This is a genomic window from Thermostichus sp. MS-CIW-30 (assembly GCF_054058015.1).
This window is the reverse complement of the sequence record NZ_JBSRZW010000015.1, coordinates 16,513-40,898: the sequence shown is the minus strand read 5'-3', so window position 1 is coordinate 40,898 and position 24,386 is coordinate 16,513. Positions and strand designations below refer to the sequence as shown.

The window sequence follows — 24,386 nt, the reverse complement described above, 5'->3', positions numbered from 1 at the left end:
GCTCCGCCCAAGGGCGTCGGCCTGTGGCAGAATCGAGCCAGCTCGTAGTGGCAAAAGGCTGCGCCGCTCAGGCGACTGGCTTGGCTATGGAAGACAAGATCAGAGCGGGAAGTGTGCTCAGGGGACGCTATCGCATTCTCCATCCCCTCGGGGAAGGAGGGTTTGGCGTAACCTACAAGGCGGTGGATCAAGACACCTTCGATAGCCCTTGCGTCGTCAAGCGCCTTCGCCCCCTCTCCACGGATCCCTATACGTTGGCCACGGCTCGCAAGCTCTTTGAACGGGAAGCCAAGGTTCTCAACCGGCTCAACCACTTCGACCAGGTGCCCCGCCTTTTGGCCCACTTCGAGCAGGATCAGGATTTTTACTTGGTGCAAGAGTTTGTTGCCGGGCATGATCTCAGCCAGGAGCTGATCCCGGGCAAGCCGCTGAGCGAGGCCGAGGTTTTGAAACTGTTGTGGGATATTTTGGAGATCCTGCGCCATGTACACGCCCACCAGATCGTCCATCGGGATATCAAGCCGGCCAACCTGATGCGCCGCGATGCCGATGGCAAGTTGGTGTTGATCGACTTTGGGGCAGTCAAGGAAGTGGGGCGGTTGGTCAGCCATGCCCCCGGCCAAACTCAGTTGGCGACGGTGATTGGCTCGGTTGGCTACATGGCGCCCGAACAGCTCAACGGCAAGCCCCAGCCCTGCAGCGACCTGTACTCCGTAGGGGTGCTGGCCATCCAAGCCCTCACCGGTCGTCCTCCCCATAAGATCCGGGATGATCCCCGCACCGGCCAACTGCTCTGGCGGGATTTGGTTCAGGTCAGCGAGGAGCTGGCCGAGATTTTGGATCGCCTGATCTGCCCCCACTGGCAAGAGCGCTTCCAGTCCGCTGCTGAAGTGTTGGAGGCGCTGCGGCCCCTGTTGCCTTTTCCCCAAGAGGCGACGCTCGGCGATGTTTCGGTGGATCAGGTTTTGGTGACGCGCCTGTTGGCCCGCGCACAGGAGAAAGCCCGCCAAGGGGATTTCCAGGGGGCGATTGCCGACTGTACGTTGGCCATTCAATTGGATCCCCAAAATAGCCGCGCCTACAGCCAGCGGGGCAGCGCCCGCTACAAAAGTGGGGACTTGGCAGGGGCCATCGCAGATTACACCCAAGTCATTCAACTGGCAGGGGACGCCCGCGCCTATTTCAACCGCGGCATTGCCCGCTACCGGCTGGAGGACTACGAGGGAGCTGTTGCCGACTACACCCAGGCTCTCGGCCTCAACCCACAATGGGCGGTGGCCTACTACAACCGTGGCAATGCTTACCGGCAACTCAATCAGCAGCAGCAGGCCATCGAAGACTATTCGCGGGCCATTGAGCTCAACCCGGAAGATGTGCGGGCCTATTTCAACCGCGGCGTGGTGCGCGGCCATCTGGGAGATGCGCAGGGGGCAGCAGCCGATTTTTCCGAGGTGATCAAGCGGGACCCTCAGGACGGGGAAGCCTACTTCAACCGGGGAGTGGCGCGGGTCCAGTTGTCAGATTTGCAAGGGGCCGTCGAGGACTACACCCAAGCGCTGCAGTTGGATCCTCGCCACGGCAAAGCCTATTACCACCGGGGCCTGGCCCGACAAGCGTTGGGGGATCCCCAAGGGGCCGTTGAAGATTTTTCTCAGGCCCTATCCCTACGGTCTGCTGAGGCCACTGAGCTACCTGAGGCAGAGGCGGCAGCCCAGGCGGATCTCTACTTGCAGCGGGCGATGGCCTACCTGAGCAGCAACGCCCTGGAGTCGGCGCTGGCCGATTGTGAACAGGCTCTCCGCCTGGATCCTAAGCTGTCGCGGGCCTATCTCTGCCGGGGCTTGGCCCGTCAGGGGCTGGGGGATCCCGGCGGCGCTCTGGCAGACTTCAACCGCGCCCTGGAGCTGGATCCCCAAATGGCCAAAGCCTACCTCAACCGGGGCATTGCCCACCTGGACTTGGGCAACATTGAAGCGGCTTTGTCCGACTTGAACCAGGCCATTGCTTTGGATCCCCAAGATGCCAGTGCCTACAGCAGCCGCGGGCGAATCCATTGGCTGTTGGGGGATCCCCTAGCGGCTCTGCGGGATTATACAGCTGCCCTGGAGCGGGATCCGCAGAACCCTCAGCTCTACCTCAACCGCGGCCAACTCCATGTTGAGCGGGAAGATTGGCCGGCAGCCTGTGAGGACTTCTCGCAGGTGTTGCAGTGGGCGGCGAGGCCTGGGATCCCACGCGGGCCGGAGCTGCTGGTTAATGCCCATCTGCGCCGCGGTATGGCACGGCAACGCTTGGGGGATTGGCAGGGAGCGCTGGCCGATTTCGACCAAGCTCTGCAAGGGGATCCTCAGTCGGGCTTGGCTTATTTCCATCGCGGCCAAGTGCGGGCTGCTCTGGGAGATGGGCTGGGGGCCATCCAGGATTACCACCAGGCTTTGGCGCTGGGGGTGGCAGTGGCCGAGGCGGATATCCGCCGAGATCTGGCGCGGGCCCAAATCCAGACGGGAGATCTGCAGGCGGCCTTGGAGCAGTTGAACGAGGCGGTGCGCTTGCAGCCGGAACGGCGGGATCTGCGCCAAGAGCGAGCTGAGTTGTGCCGACAGCTGGGCCGGTGGCCAGAGGCCATTGCCGACTACGACGAGGTGTTGCGGCAGGATCCTCAGGACTGGACGGCTTGGCTGGGACGGGGCATGGCCCATGGACAGGTGGGCAACTGGGATTCCGCCATTCAGGATCTCAGCCGGGTTTTGCAGCAGGATCCTGACCACAGGGAAGCGCTGTGGCACCGAGGACAAGCTCTGCAGCAGTTGGGTCAGACCGAAGCGGCCTTGCAAGATCTAAACCGTCTGCTGCAGCGGGATCCCCAACACAGGATGGCCCGCTTGGCCCGCGGCTCTCTGTTGTTGACGTTGGCGGTGCGCGGCACCGATGGCCCTACCAACCGTGCGGAGCAGGATCGCGTCAGCGGGACGGAGTCCTTGGAGCTGGGGTACTACGCGCAGGCTGAATCCGACTTCGACCAAGTCATCCAGGAAGAGGCCCAAGACGGGGAACAGTCCCGGCAGCTCTATCTGGAGGCCCACCTGAAGCGGGCCCAAGTCCGCCGCCTGCGCCACAACCTGGAGGGGGCAATAGCCGATTGGGATCGGGTCTTGGAGCTGGCCAGCCCAGGGGATCCAGAAGTGCTGGTCACCGAAGCCCTGTTGTATCGGGGCTTGTGTCGCCAAGAGAGGGGGGATCTGGCTGGGGCGTTGGCCGATTTCACGGCGCTGATCCAGCAGCAACCGCAGGCTTCTCAGGCTTTTGCTTTGCGGGCAAGGGTGCATCTGGCTTTGGGGGATCAAGAGGCGGCATTGGCGGATCTCAACCAAGCTCTGAGCCTCGACCAGAACTGGGGGGTGGCCGATGCTGCCCTGGCCTACCGTCAACGGGGGGATCTACACCGGCAGGCCAATTGCCCTGAGCTGGCCATTGCCGACTACACGCAGGCCCTGGCCTTGAACCCCCAGGAGCACTCTGCTTTGCTCCACCGAGCTCTCCTGTGGGATGGCGAGGGACAGACGGACAAAGCGATAGAAGACTACACCCGACTGCTGCAACTGGAGCTGGATCCCCAGGAGCGGGTCTGGGTTTTGAACAACCGCGGCTGGGCCTACGCCCAACAGGGGGATTTTTCGGCGGCCATCCGCGACTACGACCAAGCCATAACACTCTGCACTGCTGACGCGAGCGATAGGGATCCCTGCCACCTCAAGGCCCACCTCAACCGCGCCCTGGCCCGGACTGCCCTTGGGGATTGGCAGAGAGCCTGCCAGGATTTCCAGGCTGCCCTCCAGATGCAAGGGTACGAAGGTCGGCTTTTGGAAGACGTTATCGCTAGTTATTTCAAAATAGGTTGAGACACTTCCCAAAGGCTCCGCGCCGTCGCCGCGGCCACCTCCAACCTCTCTTAGAAATCGATGGGATTTGAATGGACAGTTAGAGGGATCGGCTCAAGCCCCCTCCGCCACTTCTCCCGTCTCGGGCCGCAGCAGCGGAAAGGCAATGACATCGCGAATGCTGGGGGCATCGCACAGCAGCATTGTCAAGCGGTCGATCCCCACGCCCAGGCCACCTGTGGGGGGCAGGCCGTATTCCAAGGCGGTGAGAAAGTCTTCATCCAGAAAATGGGCCTCTTCATCGCCGGCTGCCTTCAGGGCTGCCTGGGCCTCCAGCCGCTGCCGCTGATCCACCGGATCGGTGAGCTCTGAGTAGGCGTTGGCCGTCTCCCGCCCCACGATGAACAGCTCAAAGCGCTCTGCCAACCCCGGTTTGCTGCGGTGAGGCTTGGTGAGGGGACACACCTCCAGGGGATAGTCCAGAACAAAGGTGGGCTGGCGCAGGTGGCTCTCACAGCAGTGCTCAAAGGCTTTGACCAGCAACTTGCCAGGGGAGTCCTGGGGTGAGAGATCGGGGATCCCTTGGGCGGCCAAGGCCGGCAAGAGCTCTTCAGGGCATCCCTTTTCCACATCGATGAAAATGCCAGTGGCCTCCTCCACCAGCTCCTGCATCGTCACCCGTCGCCAGGGAGGGGTGAGGTCGATGGCTTCCCCTTGGTAGGTGAGCTGCAGGGATCCCCGCACCGCCAGGGCGGCGTTGCAGACCAGGGTTTCCGTCAGCTCCATCATGGTGTGGTAGTCGGCGAAGGCTTGATAGGCCTCTAGAGAGGTGAACTCCGGGTTGTGGCGGGTGGAAATGCCTTCGTTGCGAAAGACCCGCCCAATTTCATAGACCCGCTCGATCCCGCCCACCACCAGCCGCTTCAGGTGCAGCTCGGTGGCAATGCGCAAGTAGAGATCCAGATCCAGGGCGTTGTGGTGGGTAACAAAAGGCCGCGCCTCCGCCCCGCCGGGGATCACCTGCAACACTGGCGTCTCAATTTCCACAAAACCTCGCTCTTCCAGAGTCTGCCGCAGGGAGCGGATGATCTGGGCGCGGTCGAGCAAGGTCTGCTTGACCTCAGGGTTGACGATGAGATCGACGTAGCGCTGGCGGTAGCGTTTCTCCACATCCCGCAGGCCGTGCCACTTGTCCGGCAGCGGCAACAGCGCCTTGGTTAGCACCTGGTACTCGTCCACCCGCACCGACAATTCCCCTTTTTCGGTGCGCTTCAGGCAGCCCTTGGCCCCCAGCCAATCGCCCACGTCGAGGAGCTTGTCCAAGTTCTTGAAGGCCAACTCCCCCATCTGCTTCGTCAGCCGTTGCTTCTCCAGGTAAAGCTGGATGGTGCCGGAGCGATCCTGAAGGGTAAAGAAAGCCAGCTTGCCCATGACCCGCCGCGCCCGGATCCGCCCGGCCACCGCCACCTGCACATCCTCCCGCTCGCCGCCGGGCTCTAGGTCGGCAAATTGCTCCTGCAGCTCGGCAGCCAGATGGGTAACAGGAAAAGAATAGGCATAGGGCGGGATCCCTTGTTCCCGCAGGTGTTGGGCTTTTTCCAGGCGGGCGGCCCGTTGGGCGGCTTCGCTGCTGCTGGGGAGAGTGGACATGGCGGTGGATAGGCAATGGACAATGGAAGCCCCGTTAGGGACGGGATTTTTCAGGCTGCCGGCGGTGCGATCGCGTTAGCGGGACGGAGTCCTTTGCCGTGGGAACGCAGCAGCTCCAAAAGGGCTTCGGCCCGTTGGCGTTCTGCCTCAGCGCGCTGTTGTTCCAGAGCAGCCTTTTCTTCGCCGGTGGGCAAAACCTGCCCCTCCCGATCACACCAGCGTAGCCATTCGGTATTCACGACCTCAAAGGATCGCTGCCAGAGGGTTAAGCCCAGCCCGATCGCGTTAGCGGGACGGAGTCCTTTCGCGTTAGCGGGACGGAGTCCTTTGTCCTCCAGCCATGTGGACGCGAAGGGGACAAACTCACCTCCCCGCCGCTGAAAAAGGGCCAGAGGGGATCCCTGCAGTTCCCTTAGTTGCCGCAAGGGAGAGGCTACGCCCGCTGTGCGATCGTAGACCGCGTAGTAGCTGACGCCGGCGCGGGCATAGTCTTTGCGTTTGCGGCCCAGCTGATACATTTACGCTGAACACTGCTGAACATCACTGTTCAACTATGCAGCGATAGCATTCTGTTTGTTTCCAACCAGAATGGCGGTATCCCGCAAAGCTTTGAGTAGAATACCCAAAGCGCAGTTTCCGTGTCGTCTTACTACCAATTTTCTGCTTTGCTTTGGCTACCATGTTGGCAGACTCGAAAGTAAACAGAAAGATCAACTGGTAGTAATCCGTACTGAACATATTATACATTATTTTCAGTATAGTTGAGCTTATTATTGACTAGAGTCATGCTCTTCCCCTTTGCGCTTGGAGACAATCTCAATGACCACATCCGGCGGCTTACCCATCTCCCAGACCAGGTAGGTGCGATCTTCCTTGCGCTCAAAGCTGGCGGGGGGAGCCACCTCCAGGCTGAGCGTCACATCGGGCATCAGGGGAGGCAGTTTGAGGGCAGAGAACAGGCCAATATTGGCTGTGGCCAAAAAGGGGATCAGCTCCCCCGTGTCTTCGGCCTTGGGCTGGAAGGAGGCGTAGAGAGCGCTGGTGAGCAGGCGCTGCAGCTTTTTGGAGAGAATGCTGTCCGCGGGCTCATCATCCTCGATGACCAGGTCACTAATATCCGGTGGCTCTGGCAGAGGAAATGCCGCCTCCGGCATCGAGGGCTGGACTGGGCTGGAGGGTGCGGAAACCATGCTCACCGGGATCCGTTGCTGGTGTTGCTAACTGAGGGCTGGGGTTTGACTCATGCTACTGAGCTGTTCGCGCAGCAGGCGTAACCTTTTTTGAGAGTAACAAAAGTCTTCGGGAAAGTGATGAAGGCACCACCAGAGCAGCCGACGATGTTCCTGCAGCAGGCGTAGCCTCTGGAGATAGGGCGCAGCAAAACCCGGCGACGGGATGAAGTGCAAGGGGATTTTCTTGGGCAACTGCCCTCATTCTGGGCTCTGGGAACCGGGCAGAGCCACGAGCAGAGCCTCCAGCACCCGCTGCACCCGGCTCAAGCGCAATCCATAATCTGACAAAACGGGACTGTTGGGAATGATGGCGTGGCGAAACCCCAGTTTGCTGGCTTCTTTCAAGCGCTGCTCCAATTGGGCCACCGGGCGCACCTGTCCTCCCAACCCCACTTCGCCGATCAAGACCGTCAAGGGATCCACCTGTCGATCCCGGAAGCTGGCGGCCACAGCCACTGCCACCCCTAAGTCGGCAGCTGGCTCGGCTACCTGAATGCCGCCGGCAGAGGCGATGTAAGCATCGTATTTGGAAAGCGGGATCCCCACCCGTTTTTCCAGCACGGCCAAGATCTGCAAAAAGCGGTTGATTTCAATGCCGGTGGAGGTGCGGCGGGGGGAGCTGTAGCTGGTGGGGCTGACTAGGGCCTGCACTTCCACCACCAAGGGGCGGGTGCCCTCGCAGGCAACGATGGTGGCTGTTCCGGGCATGGCCTGATCCCGGCTACTCAAAAAAAGCTGCGAGGGGTTCTCCACCTCCACCAAGCCAGAGGCGGTCATCTCAAAAACACCCATTTCCTGGGCTGCCCCAAAGCGGTTTTTGACGGCGCGCAATAGGCGGTGGCTTTGGAAGCGATCCCCCTCAAAGTACAAGACCGTGTCCACCAAATGCTCCAGCACCTTCGGCCCGGCCAGGGATCCGTCTTTGGTAACATGGCCTACAATCAGCAGAGCCACCCCCAGTTTTTTGGCCAGCCGCATTAACAGGCCGGTGCATTCCCGCACCTGGGAAACGGATCCCGGCGCCGAGGTGAGTTGCCCCCAGAAGATGGCTTGAATGCTGTCGATCACCGCCACCTGCGGTTGCAGAGCCTGGATCTCCGCCACGATGGCCTCCAGGTCGGTCTCGGCCAAGAGGTAGAGCTGCTCGCTTTCCACCCCCAGCCGCTCGGCGCGTAGCTTGATCTGCTGGGCTGATTCTTCCCCCGACACGTATAAGATGGGCCCGCTCTTGGCCAGGTGGGCAGCGCTCTGCAGCAGCAGGGTGCTCTTGCCAATGCCCGGATCCCCGCCAATCAACACCAGGGATCCCGGCACAATGCCACCTCCCAACACCCGGTCAAACTCGCCATAGCCGGAGGAGAGGCGAGGGTGGCGATCTGAGGAGACCTGGGAGAGGGGGAGGGCCGACCGGGGGATCCCATTGGCGCGGTTGGACCTAGGAGCGAGGGCTTGGGCCCGTGGGGACTTGGCCGCTGGGGCGACGACCACTTCCGTCAGGGTGTTCCAGGCGCCGCAATGGTCGCAGCGGCCCAAAAACTTGGCATAGCGCTCGCCGCACTGGCTGCACTCCCAGACGGTTTTGGCCTTGGCCATAGCCGGGGACTCCTAGGCCTGGGGAGCAGCGGCGACAGGGAGGGGCACCTCCGGCAAGACCAGGGATCCGCACTGGGCGTGGTGGCGCAGCAGATGGTCGCAGAGGACCAGGGCCACCATCGCCTCCACCATCGGCACTGCCCGCGGCAAGACACAGGGATCGTGGCGTCCCCGCGCCGCCAAAACCGTCTCTTGCCCATTGAGGGTGACGGTGTTTTGAGGCTGGCGAATGGTGGCAGTGGGCTTAAAGGCTACCCGCAGGACGATGTCTTCGCCGTTGCTGATGCCCCCCTGGATGCCGCCGGAGCGGTTGCTGCGGGTGCGCCAGCCGCCGGGGGTCATGTAAAACTCGTCGTTGTGCTGCTTGCCCGTCAGGTAGGTGCCGGCAAACCCCGAGCCAATCTCAAACCCCTTGCTGGCTGGCAGGGACATCACCGCCTTGGCCAAGTCGGCCTCCAGCTTGTCAAACACCGGGGATCCCAGCCCGCGCGGCACCCGGCGGGCTACACACTCCACCACTCCCCCCAGCGAATCCCCTTCCCGCGCCGCCTCCTCAATTTTTTGGATCATGGCCGCCGCCGCTTGGGGATCGGGGCAGCGGACGATGTTGGCCTCCACCTGCTCTGCAGTTACCGAGCTGGGATCCACCTGGGCTTCCACGTCTTTTACCCGCTGCACGTAGGCCAGGATCTCCACCCCTGCCGCTAGGCGCAGGATCTTCTTGGCAATGGCCCCGGCAGCCACCCGGCCAATGGTTTCTCGCGCTGAGGCCCGTCCGCCCCCCTGCCAGTTGCGGATGCCGTACTTGGCCTGGTAGGTGGCATCGGCATGGGAAGGGCGGAAGGTGGTGGCCATCTCCTGGTAGTCCTGGGGGCGGGCATCCTGGTTGCGCACCAGGATGTGGATGGGGGTGCCCAGCGTAAAGCCCTGAAAAACCCCGGAGAGGATCTGGCAGCGATCCGCTTCCTGGCGGGGCGTCGTGATGGGGCTCTGGCCAGGACGCCGCCGATCCAGCTCTGCCTGAATGTCGGCCTCGCTCAAGGGCAGCCGCGGCGGGCAGCCATCCACCACCACCCCCACCGCCCCCCCGTGGGACTCGCCATAGGTGGTCACGCAAAACAGGACACCGAAGGAGTTGCCGTTGGCCATGGGATCCCCAAGCAAGAAGCCGTTACTCGCAGGCGGCTGGGAGAGACTGTTTTCTATTCTGCACTAGGGGAGTGGCGGGCAGTGCGGTGCAGCTGGCGGCAGCCGGCAATTCCCCGCAACACCAGGTGGGGATCCCAGCGCAGCTCTGGGTCAAGCGGGCCCAAGTGAGGGTGGAGCCACTTCCCATCCCCGCCGGTCAGCAGCAGGGGGCCTTGGGGAAAGCGGCGACGCCAGTCGGCAATGAACTCGCGCAAGCCAGCCAAGAGGGTGTGGAGGATGCCGCTGCGGATGGCAGCCACGGTGTCGTTGGCCCAGCGAGGGGGCAAGGGATCCTGCGGATCCCACTGCACTTTGGGCAGCAGGGCTGTGTGATCAGCCAACGCCTGCGCCTGCAACCCCAGGCCGGGCAAGATGGCCCCTCCCACCAGGGATCCTTCAGAGTCAGCTCCTGTGAGGGTCAGGGCAGTACCCGCGTCGATCACCAAACAAGGCCAGCCGTAGTGGATCCCGGCAGCCCACAAGGCCAAGGCCCGATCCAGCCCCAGCCCTGGGTAGGGATCCCGCAGCGGCACCTGCGACAGCTCCAACTGATGCACCCAGGGCGATGCTGGCGGCAGGGGGGCAGAGCCCACAGGAGCCAGCCACAGCTCTGTCTGCTGCGGCCAGGACAAGGGCTGGTGAGCAGGAAACCGCTCCACCTTCACCAGGGTCTCCTCCACAAACCAACCCCAGCGCACGTGAGTGTTGCCCAGCACGGCTGCCAGCCACTCACGACAACAGTGCGAAGCGTTGAGATCTGCCCCCTCCTCAAAACTCATGCAACAGCTCTGCCTCCACGCGAAACAGCTCCACCGGCTGGTCGGCAGGGATCCCGGCCAACCTCTTAGCGGTAGCAAGCTGCCATTCTGTCGTCAAAGCCTCTCCCGGCAGCAACACCGCTCCCCGGGTTCCAGAGCGGACAAATAGGCCCATGCGGGTGGGATCCACCTGCTCCACAGCGGCAAAAGGACTCCGTCCCGCCGACGCAATGGGCACCACCCGCCGCACAATGGCTACCTGAATGGAGGCCGACTCCAGCTCCCCGGGTTGCAGAGGTACGTAGCGCCAATCGCGGGTGACTGCCCCCACCGCCGCCCGGATGGTGGCCCTGACCAGGTCCTCGCCGCTGGGATCCAAGCTGCCCCAGCAGCCACGGGGCCGACCCTCTGTACTCACCGTTACAAAAACCCCCGCAGAGCGCCGCCAGTGGGGCGGGATCTCCTCTGGAGGTGGCAGCACCTGGCCGGTGGCGAAGTAGTAGGCAATGGCCTGACGCGCCAGCGCCGGCAGGGTGTCAGGGAGAGGTTGTCGCCGGCTGGGAGAGGGGATCCCTTCTGAATCGGACTCCGTCCCGCCAGTGCGATCCCGTAAGCGGTGCGAGGCACCCATGGACTCCGGCGGAGGAACAGGGGCAGTTGTCTCAGAAGGCTGCGGCAGGGATCCCGTCCACAAGCCCAGCCCCGCAGCCAGGAGCAGGCCGATCGCGTTAGCGGGACGGAGTCCAATCGCGTTAGCGGGACGGAGTCCAATCGCGTTAGCGGGACGGAGTCCTTGAAGACCCAGCAATCGAACCGTGAAGTGAACTCGGCAGGTGAACACCCAAGAGAATCCCGTTGGTGGTCACAACAACCGTACTCTAAAAGCTACGTCCCCGCTGCTGCAAATACTTGAAAACGGTGTTTAGATCCTTGTCGCCGCGCCCAGAACAGTTGACCACCACCCGCTGCTGAGGGCCGATCGCGTTAGCGGGACGGAGTCCTTGCTGCGGGGCCAGGGTTTTCAGATAGGCCAGAGCGTGGGCTGTCTCCAGGGCGGGGATGATCCCCTCCAGGCGCGACAGCAGCAGCAGCGCTTCCACCGCTTCGTCGTCAGTAACCGCGTAGTACTCGGCCCGCCCGATTTCTTTTAGGTAGCTGTGCTCGGGCCCTACACCGGGGTAATCCAAGCCGGCGCTGATGGAGTGGGCCTCCTGCACCTGCCCTTCTTCATCCTGCAGTAGGTAGCTCATGGCTCCATGCAGGACTCCAATCCGACCGCGGTTGAGGGTGGCAGCGTGGCGGGGCGTGTGCAGCCCTTCTCCGGCGGCTTCGATGCCGATCAGTCGCACCTGGGGATCCCGGACAAACTCGTTAAACAGGCCCAGGGCGTTGGATCCACCCCCCACACAGGCCAGCAACACATCCGGCAGCCCTCCCCATTTTTCCTGGCACTGCTGCCGCGTCTCCTGGCCAATGACATCGTGAAAGGCCCGCACCAGCTTCGGGTAAGGGTGGGGCCCCGCCACCGTGCCGATGACGTAGTGGGTGGTCTCCACGTTGGTTACCCAGTCGCGGATGGCCTCGGAGAGGGCGTCTTTGAGGGTGCGCGTGCCCGATTCCACTCCCCGCACCTCAGCGCCCAAAAGGCGCATCCGCTGCACATTGGGGGCCTGCCGCTCCATATCCAGCGCCCCCATGTAGATGACGCATTCTAGGCCAAAGCGGGCGCACACGGTTGCCGTGGCCACCCCATGTTGGCCGGCGCCAGTCTCGGCAATGATCCGCCGCTTGCCCATGCGCACCGCCAGCAGCACTTGGCCAAGGGCGTTGTTGATCTTGTGGGCGCCGGTGTGGTTGAGATCTTCCCGTTTGAGGTAGATCTGCGGGCCGCCGTAGTATTCGGTTAGCCGCTGGGCAAAGTAGAGGGGGCTGGGCCGCCCAACAAAATCCCGCAGCAGGCTGTGAAACTCGGCGCGAAAATCGGGATCCCGCCAGTGATGCTCAAAGGCTTCCTCCAGCTCCGTTAGGGCGCTCATCAGGGTTTCCGGCACAAACCGACCCCCAAACGGCCCAAACCGCCCCTGGGGATCCGGACGCACTTGAGGGTCGAGAGGATCCAAAACACGAGGGGGAGAAGCAAGAGGAGCTGAGGTCATGGCAAAATCCGTCCGGGCCTTGCAGCCTGCAATAAGAGATTGAGACGAGCTTTCCCATTCTACAGAAGTTGGGAACTCGAGAAGGGGGGGTGGCCAACCTCTCCTCTCTTTTCCTGCCGTTCTCCCCCAACAGGGATCCCGAACAATTGTCTTTGAACAGGGGGCTTCCAAGGATTTTTAAGATGAGGCCGTCAGGTTTGGGTGGCCTATGGACGAACATCTACAAGAGTTGCTGCGGCAAGAAGATCAAAAAAGAGCGGATGCAGAAATTCGTCGTACCTATGCCCTTTCTCAAAAGTCTCAGGGGGTGGCGATCTTTTTGTCCATTCTGCTTGCTTTTGCAGCCTACATTTACACGCGGCGGTGGAAAGCTCTGATGATCTTTCTGGGGTGGTGTCTCTTCATCGGCGTGTTGTTTAGCGACGAAGAAGGAGAGGTTTCTCTCCCTGGGCTGTTTCTGGCCTCCACCTGGGCAGCAGTAGACAACTGCGGCGCTATCCAGCGGGCAAGAGAAGAAATTGAACGGCTGCGCTCCGGCCAAAACCCTGATGTTGATCGGCAAACTTAAACTTGGTCGACAAAACAAAATAGTGGCCCAAAAATCGGTATTTTATTTCAAACTCTCGAAAAAGATGCTATACCTACTATTTCAAGTGGCACCCAGATACAAGCGGCGCAACCGACCCATTCTCAACGGCAGTGAAACTTGGATTCCTATTCCCTTTGTCTTTTGGGAAAGAGCTTGGACAAACCAAATTCTGTCCCCCTAGGAGAGGGGCTGGAGGTGAGAGAGCTTAGGATAGCTACAGATTAGAGCAATCAAAACCATGAAGTCTGCTGCTCGCCTAGCTTGTCTGCTTGCCGGACTGATCCTAGGAGCGGGGATCCCCGTCATTGCTCCCGCCCCCGCCCTTCCCGTTGCCCAAGCCGGTTTCCGGCCCTATCTCAATGCCCGCTTTGGCTACCGCATCGACTACCCGGCAGACTTCATTCCGCAAGGGGAATCGGACAACGGCGATGGCCAAGTGTTTCTCGGTCAAGACGGGGCTGAGCTGCGCGTTTGGGGTGGGTACAACATTTTTCAAGCAACGCCCGCCAGCGCCCTGCAGGAAGAACTTCGCCGCAGCCGGGAAAACCAGCGCCAGGTTACTTACCAAGCTGTTGGCCGGGATTTCTTTGTGGTCTCCGGCTACGAGCCCGTTCGTGTCAGCGGTGCGGAGCCCTTTGGCCAGCGGATTTTCTATCTCAAAACAGTTGTCCGCCCTTCGCTGCAAGCTGGCTTTGAGTTCGTGTACCCGGCCAGCCGGCGCGAGCGCTATGACCGAGATGTGGAAGCTATAGCCCGTTCCCTGCGCCTTGCCGATCCCTGAGCTAGACCCAAGTTGGGGCATGATCGTAGGGATCCCTGGCAAAAACGATGGTGAAGAAACCTCTGGATGATTGCCTGCTGGAGCGGATGCGGGTTGTTGGCCTGTCTTCTTGGCGCGCTTTACAGGCCCAAGCGGGGATCAGCCGCCGCGCCCTTGATCAGGTGCGCCGAGGGAAGTGGGGATCCCTGCGCCTGGAGCAACTGCAAAAGTTGGCTGCCGCTCTGCAGTGGGATTTGGGATCCCTGCTGCGCCTCAACGGGAATGACAAAATGGAATCCACCGATTCATCAGAAGTCCTCTTCTCTCTGCTGCAGCCGTTGCTGACCAGCTACCCCACTGTCCGCCAGATTGCCCAGCGCAAGCCCGATTGGCCGGCCCAAAACGTGACAGCTCTGTTTCGCTCCTTAGACGCTCTGCTGCAGCGCTGGGGGTATGAGCCCATCGGCAACCCCCTGGAGTCCGTCCCCTTTGATCCGCAACTGCATCAACCGGATCAGCTGGATATTCAAAAGGGGGATCCCGTTTACATTCGCTTTGTCGGCTACCGTCGGGGAGATCACATCCTTTGCCCGGCCAAAGTCAGCCGTTCCCTGCCTGGAGGATTGAGCTGATGGCACCTGCCCCCAAAGCGACCCTAGCCATTGATTTTGGCACCAGCAACACGGTGGTGGCAGTTTGGGATCCCGCCCAAGCAGTGCCCCGTCTCCTCACTCTTCCCGGCCTCTCTCGCCCAGACCACTCGGCTATTCCCAGCTTGGTCTACGTGAAGGGAAAAGGCCAGCTCCTGGTGGGGGAAACCGTGCGCGCCGGTCGGTGGGGGGCAGTGGATCCGCAACGGCTGTTTCAGGGGTTTAAGCGGGACTTGGTGGCGGAGTTTGTCCCTCCGCCGCGAGTTCTAGATGGAGAGCGCTACGACGCCGAGAGGGTGGCCCAAGCTTTTTTGCAGACGGTGATGGAAGCTGTCCCGAAAGAACACCTGCAGCCGCAACAGCTGGTGTTCACCGCCCCTGTCGGCTCTTTTGAGCGCTACCTCAATTGGCTGCGGGGAGTGGCCAGTGCCTGTGGCTGGGATCCCGTTCAAATTGTCGATGAAGCCACGGCAGCAGCCCTAGGCTATGCGGTTGGCCAGCCGGGATCCCTAGTGCTGGTGGTGGATTTCGGCGGCGGTACCTTGGATCTCAGCTTGGTGCGCACCCTCGCTCCCCAAGCGGGTAGCCCTGTCCTCAAAGCGGAGGTGATCGCCAAGGCCGATGCCTATGTGGGCGGGGTGGACATCGACATTTGGATTGCCGACTACCTACTGCAGCAACTGGGGCTAAGCCGACAGCAAATTGGAGCTCTGGGCTGGCTCAACCTCCTAGAGCAGGCAGAACAGCTCAAGATCGCCCTTTCCACTCAGATGGAAGCGGTGGGCAGTTGGTTTGACGACGAAGCCCTCACTGCCCATGAGTTGAAGTTAAGCCGGCAGGAGCTGGAAGAGATCCTGGAAGCTCGTCAGCTTTTGGATCAAATCCGCCAGTGCCTAGACGACGTTCTCCTCACCGCCCAGGCGAGGGGATTGGGCAAGAACCAAATTGAGCAGGTGCTCTTGGTAGGAGGCAGCTCCCAACTGCCAGCAGTTCAAGAGCTGCTGCGCTCCTACTTCGGCAAAAAGAAAGTGCGCTGCGAACGCCCCTTCGATGCTGTGGCCCTGGGCGCCCTGCAGGTGGGCCGCCAGGTGAAGCTGGAGGATCGCCTGCACCACAGCTATGCCCTCCGCCTCTGGGATCCCTTGCAGAAGAGCTACATCTACTACCCCCTCTTCGAACAGGGCAGCCCCTATCCCTGCCGACGGGCTGAGCCCTTGATCCTGCAAGTGGCCAACGACGGACAAACGGAGATTCGCCTGGAGGTGGGCGAAGTGGCCCAGGTGGCCCAATCGGAGGTGGTTTACGACGAGCTGGGGCGGATGAGCAGCCGGCAGCTCACCCGGCAAACCGATTTCCGGTTCCTGGCCCCTCTCGGATCCCCAACCGTTCGCGCTACTTCGACGGAGTCATCACCAATTTGTCTGGCCCGTTTGCAGCCCCCTGGCCGCGTGGGAGAGGATCGCCTTCGCGTCGAATTTGCCATTGATAGCTCGCGGCGCTTGTTGGTCACCATCACCGACCTGCAAACTCAGGCGCTCTTGGCAGAGGCCCAGCCTGTAGCCACCTTGAGTTAAGAGACGAAAGTAGAGAGAAGAGAGCGTCTTCACTGCAACGGAAGACAAAGAAAGCAATGTAAAGGGCACGACATGGCCACGATTCCCAACTCTCATCTCCCCTTGTGAGAGAGGGGTCGGGGGCTTGAGGAGAGTAGAGAGCGGTTGCGCCGACGGCGTGGGGTCTCAGGGGAAGGATCTCAATCATTGATATTGTTGATATTGATTATTGATTGAGAATGGCTGCATATCCAGTGATCTCTGTAGCGACTTGATGAATAATCTGAGCGATGGGATATGAATCTGATTTGCGTTTAACTACACTTCTTCTCTTGAGCTACCTTGGGAACAAATCTTGCTCTTGTCACCACCGCCCCATTTTGCCCGTCCTCCCCTCGACTTTATTCCGCCCGCCTATAGCGCCTGGGTGCTACGGCTCGTCCACGGGATCCTGCCCCTGCTCTTGCGGGTGAGGGTGCGGCGCTGGCTTCCTTCCGGCATTGCCAAAATCGAGGCCACAGGGGCGGAGATCTTGGCGCGGCTCTACCACCAGTTCCAGGAGGGTCAAATTCGCCTAGTCCTGGCTTTCCGACATGTGGAGGTGGATGACCCGCTGGTGGGCCTGTACGTTCTATCTCGCCTGGTGCCCGAAGCCGCCCGTCGACAAGGGATCCGCCTTCGAGAACCCCTTCACGCCCATTTTCTCTACGACCGGGGCATGCCCCTCTGGGGAGGGGAATGGCTGGGGTGGCTGTTGTCTCGCCTGGGCGGGATCCCTATACGCCGCGGTCGGAGGGTGGATCGGGTGGCGCTAAAGGCGGCCCGGCAACTGCTCCTGGATGGGCAATTTCCCTTTGCAATCGCCCCAGAAGGAGCCACCAACGGCCACAGCGAACGGATCAATCCCCTGGAACCGGGAATGGCTCAGCTGTGCTTTTGGTGCGCCGAGGACCTGGCCAAAGCTGGTCGCTCAGAGACCGTCATTTTGCTGCCCATTGGCATTCGGTACTACTACACGGATCCCTCCTGGACGAAGCTAGAGCGCCTGCTGGCGCGCCTTGAGCACCTGAGTGGGTTGACGCCTCCGAAGCCAGAGCCAAGATCCTCCAGGAGCCCCAACCTTCGCTACACCCAGCGGATCTGCCGCCTAGCCCAGCATCTCCTGGGACAACTGGAAGCTTTCTACGACCTACCTCCCTTCATCTCTGGGAGAGATGAAGAAGAACCACGGATAGAGCAGAGGCTAGCCCCTGGCCACTTTAACGCTCGCCTGGAGCGGCTGCTCCACAGAGCCCTGGAAACCGCAGAGACCTACTTTGGCCTATCTCCCCAGGGGGATTGGAACAGCCGCTGCCGCCGCATTGAAGAAGTCGCCTGGATCCAGATTTACCGAGAAGAATTGCGGCATCCTGGATCCCTGTCTCCCCTGCAGCGGGGGTTGCTCGACTGGAAAGCCCACCAGGCAACGCTCTACCTGCAGCACATGCGCTTGGTGGAAAGCTGTGTAGCCGTCCAGGAAGAGTATTTGCTGAGCAAACCCTCTTTTGAGCGGCTGGCAGAAACTGCCCTCATTCTATTTGATGTGCTGGCCCGCCTTCGAGGGGAATCCTACCCAGCCCGCCCTCGCCTAGGCTGGCGGGGGGTTCACGTGACCGTCGGGGATCCCATCTCCGTTAGCGAGCGGTTAGAGCGGTATTGCCGAGGCCGCCAGGAAGCCAAACAGGCGGTGACCGAGCTAACTCAGGATGTTTTTTCTTTCCAATTTCTTTCTTTTTCTTCCAATTTCTAGGGATCCCCCAAAGGGGGAACCAGCTTAGGTGAGAAGCCTGGCACTACTGCCGAGAGACTGCTGAAAGATAAACCACCTTCCCATCATAGAACAGAGCTGAGCCTTGGTCGCCCCGCTGGGACTCTGCTCGGTACTCCCAGCAGCAATAGGAACTCACTGTGGTTTTCCACAACCAGGTGAGGTACTGCTCCGGCCTCGCTCACCTCGGTGATGGTTGCTTCCTGGGTTTGCAGATCTGGAAGGCGATAGGCAACTTCCTGCTCCCCCTGAGAAAAGAGAGGGAAAACCTGGAAACTGCCCTCTTGAATGGGATCCCCAATACGCAGGGTTGGAAAGTTAAGGCTGGCCATCGACTCCTCCTTCTCGTTGAAGTTGCAAGGGTGTTGCGGAAGCTGCCCTTCCCCTTGTTGGCTTGGGATCAGCTCGCCGGATCCTGCTCCAATCTAAAGTCCTTTGGAAATGCTCCCTTCCTAAAAAAAAGAGGTGAGGGGACAGCCTTCGCCTTTCGGGACTCTGGTAGCGCGGATGCAAATCATCCTGACCAAAAGAGAGGGATCCCTAAAAAAGGGATCCCTGCCTCAATATCTGGGGTTGATCTCTAGCCTGAAATAATTGAAATTAATCAGCACTAGTGAGTATCAAAGCACTCCGGGACTAGTCCCGCTCAATGTACAAAAAAAGCACTGCCATGCCTACCGCAGGAAGCAGCCAACCAACAATGGGGATAAAAATCCAAGGAAGATAAGCAGCAGCGTAAGAACCGGTCATGATTTTGCTCCTCTCAAGTGATGTGACAAACTTGACAACTAATTCACCAACCCTCGAAAGATGGCGTCGATCCCGGCAAAGTTCTCCAGCAGGAAGTAGGCAGCAAACACTCCACCCATACCTCCCAAGAAAAATCCTGCCGTCAGATCCCCCCAACCCCGAGCTGTAGCCAGAGGAGCGGCCCCCGGTGTTTCCGGCTTGTTTCCGAAGGTAACGCTGCCATAGGCCGACATGCAGGCGGTTCCCAGCAGCACAATCGCCATCGCCGTAACCAGCCCGCCTAAGTTAGCTGCCTCAGGGTAATCCCGCAGCGGCCCCAGCACAATTTCTGGCCCTACCAAGAAATAGCCATGGGCCAGCCCAATTTCCAGCCCCCGCAACAGCGGCGATAAGCCAGGACGGTTGATGGGGAGATTGTTGATAAACAGACGGGTGACAGGAGAATCGCTGATGGGCGTCGAAAGATGCCCCTCGCAGGGATCGTCGTTAAAGGTGCGAATGTAATCCATGTCCGAATGTCCTGCCTGGAATTTTGCGATTCATTCTACGGGGCCTAAGTTACCCTCTCGGCAACCACCACCCGGATCGTTAAAAAAGTTCATGCTCGCTTAACACAGAGATAGCTCTTCTAATTGAGACATAAGTTTGAGACATTCCCTCGCAGAACCTGTCCTCAGCAATTCGCGCTCTTGCCCATGATCCCTGACCTGCTAACGCGAACTTCACCCTCTCCAGGGGGAGAAGAGAGAAGTCCAGATTCACCGCCTGGTTGTAACCAGTGGTGAGGAATAGCGGCAGCTTTTTCGGACTGTGTATTGAGTATTATGTGTATTGAGTATTAAGTTGAGTATTAAGGTCTGCAATGAAGTGGGATCCCTGCTGGGCAAGGGATCGATATTGCGCTGTGGTAGGTAGCCCCGAAAAAAGTGGTAGATACACTGGCCATGGGTCAACAAAGCCTAACTGAATTCGGCTAGGTCGTAAAAACCATGGGACCCTTTACCCCTACCTATTGGGGGCTACTACCAGACCGAAAACCTCAAACCTACAGACTAGAGCCTAGGCCCACATAGGAGCCATAGAAAAAGAGCCCAACTACCGTGATCACACCCAAACCGGCAACCACAGCCACTATCCACAAAGGGATCCTTGCTTGACTGGTCATAGCAACTGGTCTCCAAAAAAGACAGAACTAGCAGCAATTACATTCTCAGTAAACTTAGCAAAGGGGAGCAAGGGCTAGCCAAAAGCCAGCATTGTCCCCTGCGCTCTTTCCCAACTCCAAGAGCAGAGTGGGATCCTGGCCTCAGTTGAGAAAGTAGCTGGAGAACAACAGCCCAACCACAAACACCAGCAGCAAACCCAGGTAAAGGGAAGTGCGGTTTAGCTCCACCGGTTGGGAGTTGGGATTCCTTTCGGGTTGATCAGCCATTGGGTTCACCGTTGAATAAACTGCATTGCAGCAATAGCTCCCAAGAAGAAAACAGTTGGGATCGCCAAGGTATGTACCGCCAGCCAACGGACGGTAAAAACAGGGTAAAAAACGGGTTCATCAGATTTAGTGGCCATAGATATCACCCTACGCAAAAAGCTCAATCAACTTACAAATTGCAACAACGAATAGTCCACTTACCCACGGGCACTCCTAGCGAGTCAGCCTCTCCAGCTCCTCCAGAGCATTGAAGCGATCGCTAACGATCGGCAACTCCTGGCGCTCTGCCGTGAAATACTCATTGGGGCGCGGGGTGCCAAAAATATCATAGGCCAGGCCAGTGCTCACAAAAAGCCAGCCTGCCAAAAACAAAGCGGGAATGGTCAGGGCGTGAATAACCCAGTAGCGGACACTGGTAATGATATCGACAAAAGGTCGCTCTCCGGTGCTGCCAGCCATGAAACTCCTCCCTAGGGTAGGGGCAAAAGTGCTTTCTGAACTTTCTGAGTCTATAACACAATGATAAGGATTTGGATGCACAACTACAAGTTACGAGACCCTTGCTTAGGCCCTTTGCTGTCAAGCCGGATCCCGTCTTGCATAGGTAAAATCTCCTAAGGGATCCCTGCGGCGAACCTTCTTAGCCGAGTTTTCAGAATCTCACTGCCAAAGGGCGCAATCCCAAGGGGCATCGAGGGCTTGAGGATGGGGCGGAAGTTTGAGATAAGCTGACCCTGAGGGGATGTTGTTGGAACAGGAGTGACAGCTATGCGGTGCTCGTGGCCCCTAGCTCTGAGCTTGTGTTGGACGCTGGGCTGGTCGGGTGTCAGCTTGCCGGCTTGGTCCCAAGGGGTGGAGCAGCAAGCCTCGCTGGCCTGGACCGACCCCTACGTGGCGGCTCTGGAACGTCAGACGGATGTGGTGATCACCCAAGAACCCCTGTCAGCCACCCTGACCCGTCTGGAATTGGCCCAGTGGCTGACGGAGTTTTTCGGCTACATTCCCAATCCCAACCAGGTGCAGGAGATTCGCGACCTGGAGCCCAACACCCCCGACTATTGGACTGCCCAAGCCGTGCTGCAGGCGGGGGCCATGCGCCTATACGAGGGCAACGAGTTTCGCCCGCAAGGGGATATCACCCACCTGGAAGCCCTGGCCATTTTGGTGCGGGCTCTGCAATTGCCTGCTCCCACCCAGGCCGACATTGAGCGCTGGATGGCTCTGTACACCGATGCGGCTGATGTGCCGGAGGTAGGGCGGGCTTTTGTGGCCATGGCAGGCGAAGCGGGGCTGCTGGTGAATGTGCCGGATCCAGCTCGTCTTCAGCCCAATCGCGTGCTGAGGCGAGCAGAAGGGGCGGTGTTGTTGCATCAGGCCCTGGTGTATCGCGGTCAGCTTCCGCCCTTGCCACCCCCTGTGGCCCAGTTGCGTCCCTCCCCAGCCCGGGTGGCCGAGACTGTCCAACCCGAAATCTTCCAAACGCGGATCACTCCCGAGGGAGGAAGTGTTCCTGCAGGGGGAACCTTGACCATTGAAGCGCAGGCCACTCCCAACGGCAGGGCTACGGTTGATATCGGCGGCGTGGTTCAGGGTCTGCCGATGCAGGAGGTGCAGCCCGGCTACTACCGCGCAGTTTATAGCCTTGGTCCTCAGGATGCCGTCTTTGGCCCCGACATCAGTATTCAGTTGACCCTCAATGGCGTCAGTACCCGCGTTCAACGGCGGCTACCTCAACTGGCCTTGGGCAATGTTGCTCCTCCGCCAGTGGAATCAGTATTTCCGCCCCCAGCTCCTCTGCCGCAGCCAGCCCCTCTGACTGCAGCCAGCAATCGCTATCCGCGCATTGAGGCCATTCGCTTGGATCCCCAGCGCGACTTGGTGGAAGGGGACATTCTCACCATTGCCATTTGGGGGGAATCTGGAGGGATCGCCCAGTTTGATCTGGGGAATCTGGCCCTGAACCAGCCGATGCGGGAGGTACGACCCAACCACTACGAAGGCACCTACGTGGTAGCCCCCACCCACCAGGCCAACAATCCCACCTTGAGGATTGTGCTCACCAAGGACGGCCTCAGCCAGGAACATCGGGAGATTTTTCCTTTTTCCATCGATGGCTCCAGAGGAACCCGCTCCACCATTCAGCCGGTTTCCGCACCCGTCGCCACGGGACTGCCCCAGATTTTCAGTGTCACCACCAACAGCACCAATCTGCGCATGGGAGAAATTCTCAAAGTCACCATGCGAGGGGATCCGGGGGGGCGGGCTGCTTTTCGGATTGTTGGGGTAACGCCGGAAGTCGAAATGCGGGAGGTGGCGCCGGGCCTATACGAAACCCAGCAGCAGTTGCCCTTCAACATGCAGCCGGTCAACAACGGCATCATCGAGGTGATTTTGCAAAGAGGGGGCCAAAAGACCACCCAAACCAGCCCCTCGCCCATTACCATCGCCCCTTAGCTAGGATCCCCGAGAAGGCTAAACTGCTGCCTCAAAGGGATCGGCGCTGCGCTGGATCTGGGTAGAGAGCTTGGGGATTACCTGCAGGTTGAACTGTTGCTCGAAGACTTTTTTCTTCTCGTTTAAGCTCCACAACTCTAGGGCACAGTCGTCCTTGGGATGCCTGGGATCCAAAATCAACTCCATGCGGCGGGGGCCTTCTCCCAGGAGCTGAAAACGGCAGTGCAGGGCTTGAATGGCCTGCAGGCGGCGGCGATCCAAAGCACAGGCTATGCGCAGCAGGGGGCTCAGTTCCAGCACCACTTGGCGATCCCGCTCGTCGCTGAGGCGCTGGAAGTTCTCGTGCTTCTTCTTGGGGGGCGACTTGCGGTGGTAGCGGGCCAAGTTGGCGATCACCTCCACCTCTTCTTCGTTGAAGCCCAAGAGTTCTCCATGGCGGATCAGGTAGTAGGAGTGCTTGTGGTGGGCGGCATGGCTGATGAAGTGGCCGCAGTTGTGCAGCATGGCCGCCGCCCAGAGGAGAGCCCGCTCCCGGGATCCCCAACCATGCAACAGGCCGCGGGTCTGGTCGAAGAGGCTGAGGGCAAATTCGGCCACCCGTTCGGCATAGGGCAGCTCCACCTGATATTTTTCCGCCAGCTTGAGCACACTGCGCCGCCGCACCGAGCTGTGGTAGCGCAGCCGATCCTCAATCAAGCCTTGGCCGATCATCCAATCCACGATCAGCCCTTCCCGCAGAGCCCGTTCGCAAAATTGAACCCGCTCTACCCCCAGCAGGCTCATCACTTCCTCTAGGATCAGGGCGCCGGCCAGGATGATCTCCCCCCGTCTTTCCCCTAGGCCGGGAAGTTTTTGCCGTTCGGCCACCGTCAGGGATCGCAGCTCTTTGATGTAGCCGCGCAGGGCTTCCAGGCTGAACTCATACCCCTGCAGGCGATGGGGGAGAGCGCCCAACCGACGGCGGGCATCCAACTGGGCCAGGCACTCGACGGTGCCAGAGGTGCCCACCAAAGGCAGGGATCCCTGTTGTTGTGAAGAGGCAAGGATCCGCTTCATCTGCTCGATGGGGGATTCCAGCATGCCGCGGATGTGCTGGCGCAGGGCTTGCAGTTCGGCAGAAGTGGGCGGGTCGTGGTGCAAAAAAGCCTGGGTTAGACGCACAGCTCCCACCTTGATGCTGCGCAGAAACTCCGGCTCTTGGCCATTGCCCAAGATCAGCTCGGTGGAGCCGCCACCAATATCCACCACTGCGTGCAGCCGGTTGTGGAACTCCATCGCCGAGAGCACCCCCAGGTAGATGCGGCGGGCCTCTTCCTGCCCCGAGATCAACTCCACCCGCAGGCCCAGCTCCCGTTCAATCCGCTTCAAAAACTCCGGCCCATTGGGGGCCTCGCGCACAGCACTGGTGGCCACGGCAACAATATCCTGCACCTGAAAGCTCTCAGCAATGCGGCAAAACCGCTCCAGAGCCGTCCGGGCCCGCTCCATAGCTGCAGGCGTGAGGGCGCCCGTCTGGCTGCAAAACTCCCCCAGCCGGACGGTGGCTTTTTCGCGGGAGATGATGGTGAAGCTAGGGATACGGGGATTGATGCGCACCACCACCATGTGGAGAGAGTTGCTGCCCACATCGATGGCCGCCAGAACGGGGGCCGCCCAAGATTCAGAACGAGAAGCCGGGCTGGTTTCGGAAACTGGGGAAGCAGAGGTGACAGAGCGTTCCGTGAAGTTGGTGGGCGAAGAGATCATGGCTCGGGTAAGGGGGTCAACCCCTTTAGGATACTGTGTACTTTCCCCCCTTGTTCCGGGCCGAGTCGTGAGGTGAGGTTCGCGGTTGACTCGGCAAACAGGGGAATTGATTAGCTGGGGATCCCTGCCGTTCTCGCCCCAGCCTAAGATAGGGACATGGATATCCATTTCTTCACTGTTCTTTCTTTGT

At 60.1% G+C, this 24,386-nt stretch carries 23 protein-coding genes and 1 pseudogene; 7 read left to right on the top strand and 17 right to left on the bottom strand.

Annotation, left to right across the window (positions count from 1 at the left end; genetic code table 11):
- The first annotated feature begins 23 nt into the window (after window positions 1-23).
- Window positions 24-3,899, top strand: a complete 3,876-nt coding sequence (locus ACVWXW_RS08220) for a tetratricopeptide repeat protein (protein WP_457403482.1) — start codon at window positions 24-26, stop codon at window positions 3,897-3,899.
- Between the two features lie 93 nt (window positions 3,900-3,992).
- On the opposite strand, the gene lysS is transcribed toward ACVWXW_RS08220, so the two are convergent.
- The 9 genes and pseudogenes from lysS to trpB all read right to left on the bottom strand — a co-directional run bounded on the left by lysS (window position 3,993) and on the right by trpB (window position 12,455).
- On the bottom strand, window positions 3,993-5,528 hold the full coding sequence (lysS, locus tag ACVWXW_RS08215; protein WP_457403481.1) for a lysine--tRNA ligase: 1,536 nt from the start codon (window positions 5,526-5,528) through the stop codon (window positions 3,993-3,995).
- Between the two features lie 50 nt (window positions 5,529-5,578).
- Window positions 5,579-6,046 (bottom strand): hypothetical protein, encoded by a 468-nt coding sequence (locus ACVWXW_RS08210; protein ID WP_457403479.1) that lies wholly within the window; start codon window positions 6,044-6,046, stop codon window positions 5,579-5,581.
- A 33-nt stretch (window positions 6,047-6,079) separates the two neighbouring features.
- Window positions 6,080-6,263 (bottom strand): annotated as a pseudogene (locus tag ACVWXW_RS08205) (hypothetical protein); the annotation flags it as partial.
- Window positions 6,264-6,298: 35 nt separating this feature from the next.
- On the bottom strand, window positions 6,299-6,718 hold the full coding sequence (locus ACVWXW_RS08200) for a hypothetical protein (RefSeq protein WP_457403477.1): 420 nt from the start codon (window positions 6,716-6,718) through the stop codon (window positions 6,299-6,301).
- 240 nt (window positions 6,719-6,958) lie between these two features.
- Window positions 6,959-8,353, bottom strand: coding sequence for a DNA repair protein RadA (gene radA, locus ACVWXW_RS08195; RefSeq protein ID WP_457403476.1), 1,395 nt, complete (start codon window positions 8,351-8,353; stop codon window positions 6,959-6,961).
- 12 nt (window positions 8,354-8,365) lie between these two features.
- Window positions 8,366-9,502 carry a chorismate synthase gene (gene aroC, locus ACVWXW_RS08190; protein WP_414351901.1) on the bottom strand — a complete coding sequence of 379 codons (1,137 nt, stop codon included), beginning with the start codon at window positions 9,500-9,502 and terminating at the stop codon, window positions 8,366-8,368.
- Window positions 9,503-9,555: 53 nt separating this feature from the next.
- Window positions 9,556-10,320, bottom strand: coding sequence for a pantothenate kinase (locus ACVWXW_RS08185; protein ID WP_011433124.1), 765 nt, complete (start codon window positions 10,318-10,320; stop codon window positions 9,556-9,558).
- Complete coding sequence (locus ACVWXW_RS08180; protein ID WP_414407326.1) at window positions 10,310-10,930, bottom strand: AMMECR1 domain-containing protein; 621 nt, start codon at window positions 10,928-10,930, stop codon at window positions 10,310-10,312. Before ACVWXW_RS08180 ends, ACVWXW_RS08185 begins: the two co-directional genes overlap by 11 nt.
- 247 nt (window positions 10,931-11,177) lie before the next feature.
- The gene (trpB, locus tag ACVWXW_RS08175) at window positions 11,178-12,455 is read right to left on the bottom strand and encodes a tryptophan synthase subunit beta (protein ID WP_457403475.1); all 1,278 of its coding nucleotides are present in this window, start codon (window positions 12,453-12,455) and stop codon (window positions 11,178-11,180) included.
- A gap of 208 nt (window positions 12,456-12,663) precedes the next feature.
- Here trpB and ACVWXW_RS08170 point away from each other — a divergent pair, with 208 nt between their 5' ends.
- The 5 genes from ACVWXW_RS08170 (at window position 12,664) to ACVWXW_RS08150 (ending at window position 17,796) form a co-directional block, all read left to right on the top strand.
- Window positions 12,664-13,023, top strand: a complete 360-nt coding sequence (locus tag ACVWXW_RS08170; RefSeq protein ID WP_457403474.1) for a hypothetical protein — start codon at window positions 12,664-12,666, stop codon at window positions 13,021-13,023.
- A gap of 259 nt (window positions 13,024-13,282) precedes the next feature.
- Complete coding sequence (locus tag ACVWXW_RS08165; protein WP_414351906.1) at window positions 13,283-13,825, top strand: hypothetical protein; 543 nt, start codon at window positions 13,283-13,285, stop codon at window positions 13,823-13,825.
- A 47-nt stretch (window positions 13,826-13,872) separates the two neighbouring features.
- Window positions 13,873-14,436 carry a helix-turn-helix domain-containing protein gene (locus tag ACVWXW_RS08160; RefSeq protein ID WP_457394672.1) on the top strand — a complete coding sequence of 188 codons (564 nt, stop codon included), beginning with the start codon at window positions 13,873-13,875 and terminating at the stop codon, window positions 14,434-14,436.
- The gene (locus ACVWXW_RS08155) at window positions 14,436-16,028 is read left to right on the top strand and encodes an Hsp70 family protein (protein WP_414416189.1); all 1,593 of its coding nucleotides are present in this window, start codon (window positions 14,436-14,438) and stop codon (window positions 16,026-16,028) included. The genes ACVWXW_RS08160 and ACVWXW_RS08155 overlap by 1 nt, the downstream gene beginning before the upstream one ends.
- Window positions 16,029-16,362: 334 nt before the next feature.
- The gene (locus ACVWXW_RS08150; RefSeq protein WP_414381867.1) at window positions 16,363-17,796 is read left to right on the top strand and encodes a 1-acyl-sn-glycerol-3-phosphate acyltransferase; all 1,434 of its coding nucleotides are present in this window, start codon (window positions 16,363-16,365) and stop codon (window positions 17,794-17,796) included.
- Window positions 17,797-17,879: 83 nt separating this feature from the next.
- Here the strand turns inward: ACVWXW_RS08150 and ACVWXW_RS08145 are convergent, their stop codons facing one another.
- The 7 genes from ACVWXW_RS08145 to psbE form a co-directional block, all read right to left on the bottom strand.
- On the bottom strand, window positions 17,880-18,146 hold the full coding sequence (locus ACVWXW_RS08145; RefSeq protein WP_011433115.1) for an ARPP-1 family domain-containing protein: 267 nt from the start codon (window positions 18,144-18,146) through the stop codon (window positions 17,880-17,882).
- 304 nt (window positions 18,147-18,450) lie between these two features.
- Window positions 18,451-18,564, bottom strand: coding sequence for a photosystem I reaction center subunit VIII (locus ACVWXW_RS08140; RefSeq protein ID WP_011433114.1), 114 nt, complete (start codon window positions 18,562-18,564; stop codon window positions 18,451-18,453).
- A 38-nt stretch (window positions 18,565-18,602) separates the two neighbouring features.
- A complete protein-coding gene (locus ACVWXW_RS08135; protein WP_011433113.1) occupies window positions 18,603-19,073 on the bottom strand; it encodes a photosystem I reaction center protein subunit XI in 471 nt (156 codons plus the stop codon).
- A gap of 536 nt (window positions 19,074-19,609) precedes the next feature.
- Window positions 19,610-19,729 (bottom strand): photosystem II reaction center protein J, encoded by a 120-nt coding sequence (locus ACVWXW_RS08130; RefSeq protein WP_011433112.1) that lies wholly within the window; start codon window positions 19,727-19,729, stop codon window positions 19,610-19,612.
- 141 nt (window positions 19,730-19,870) lie between these two features.
- Entirely contained in the window at window positions 19,871-19,996 is a 126-nt protein-coding gene (locus ACVWXW_RS08125) for a photosystem II reaction center protein L (protein WP_011433111.1), read from the bottom strand.
- 5 nt (window positions 19,997-20,001) lie between these two features.
- On the bottom strand, window positions 20,002-20,133 hold the full coding sequence (psbF, locus tag ACVWXW_RS08120; RefSeq protein ID WP_011433110.1) for a cytochrome b559 subunit beta: 132 nt from the start codon (window positions 20,131-20,133) through the stop codon (window positions 20,002-20,004).
- A gap of 76 nt (window positions 20,134-20,209) precedes the next feature.
- Window positions 20,210-20,455 (bottom strand): cytochrome b559 subunit alpha, encoded by a 246-nt coding sequence (psbE, locus tag ACVWXW_RS08115; protein ID WP_011433109.1) that lies wholly within the window; start codon window positions 20,453-20,455, stop codon window positions 20,210-20,212.
- A gap of 309 nt (window positions 20,456-20,764) precedes the next feature.
- Here psbE and ACVWXW_RS08110 point away from each other — a divergent pair, with 309 nt between their 5' ends.
- The gene (locus ACVWXW_RS08110) at window positions 20,765-22,450 is read left to right on the top strand and encodes an S-layer homology domain-containing protein (RefSeq protein ID WP_414408682.1); all 1,686 of its coding nucleotides are present in this window, start codon (window positions 20,765-20,767) and stop codon (window positions 22,448-22,450) included.
- An 18-nt stretch (window positions 22,451-22,468) separates the two neighbouring features.
- Here the strand turns inward: ACVWXW_RS08110 and ACVWXW_RS08105 are convergent, their stop codons facing one another.
- The gene (locus ACVWXW_RS08105; RefSeq protein ID WP_457403473.1) at window positions 22,469-24,196 is read right to left on the bottom strand and encodes a Ppx/GppA phosphatase family protein; all 1,728 of its coding nucleotides are present in this window, start codon (window positions 24,194-24,196) and stop codon (window positions 22,469-22,471) included.
- Window positions 24,197-24,386: the final 190 nt, after the last annotated feature.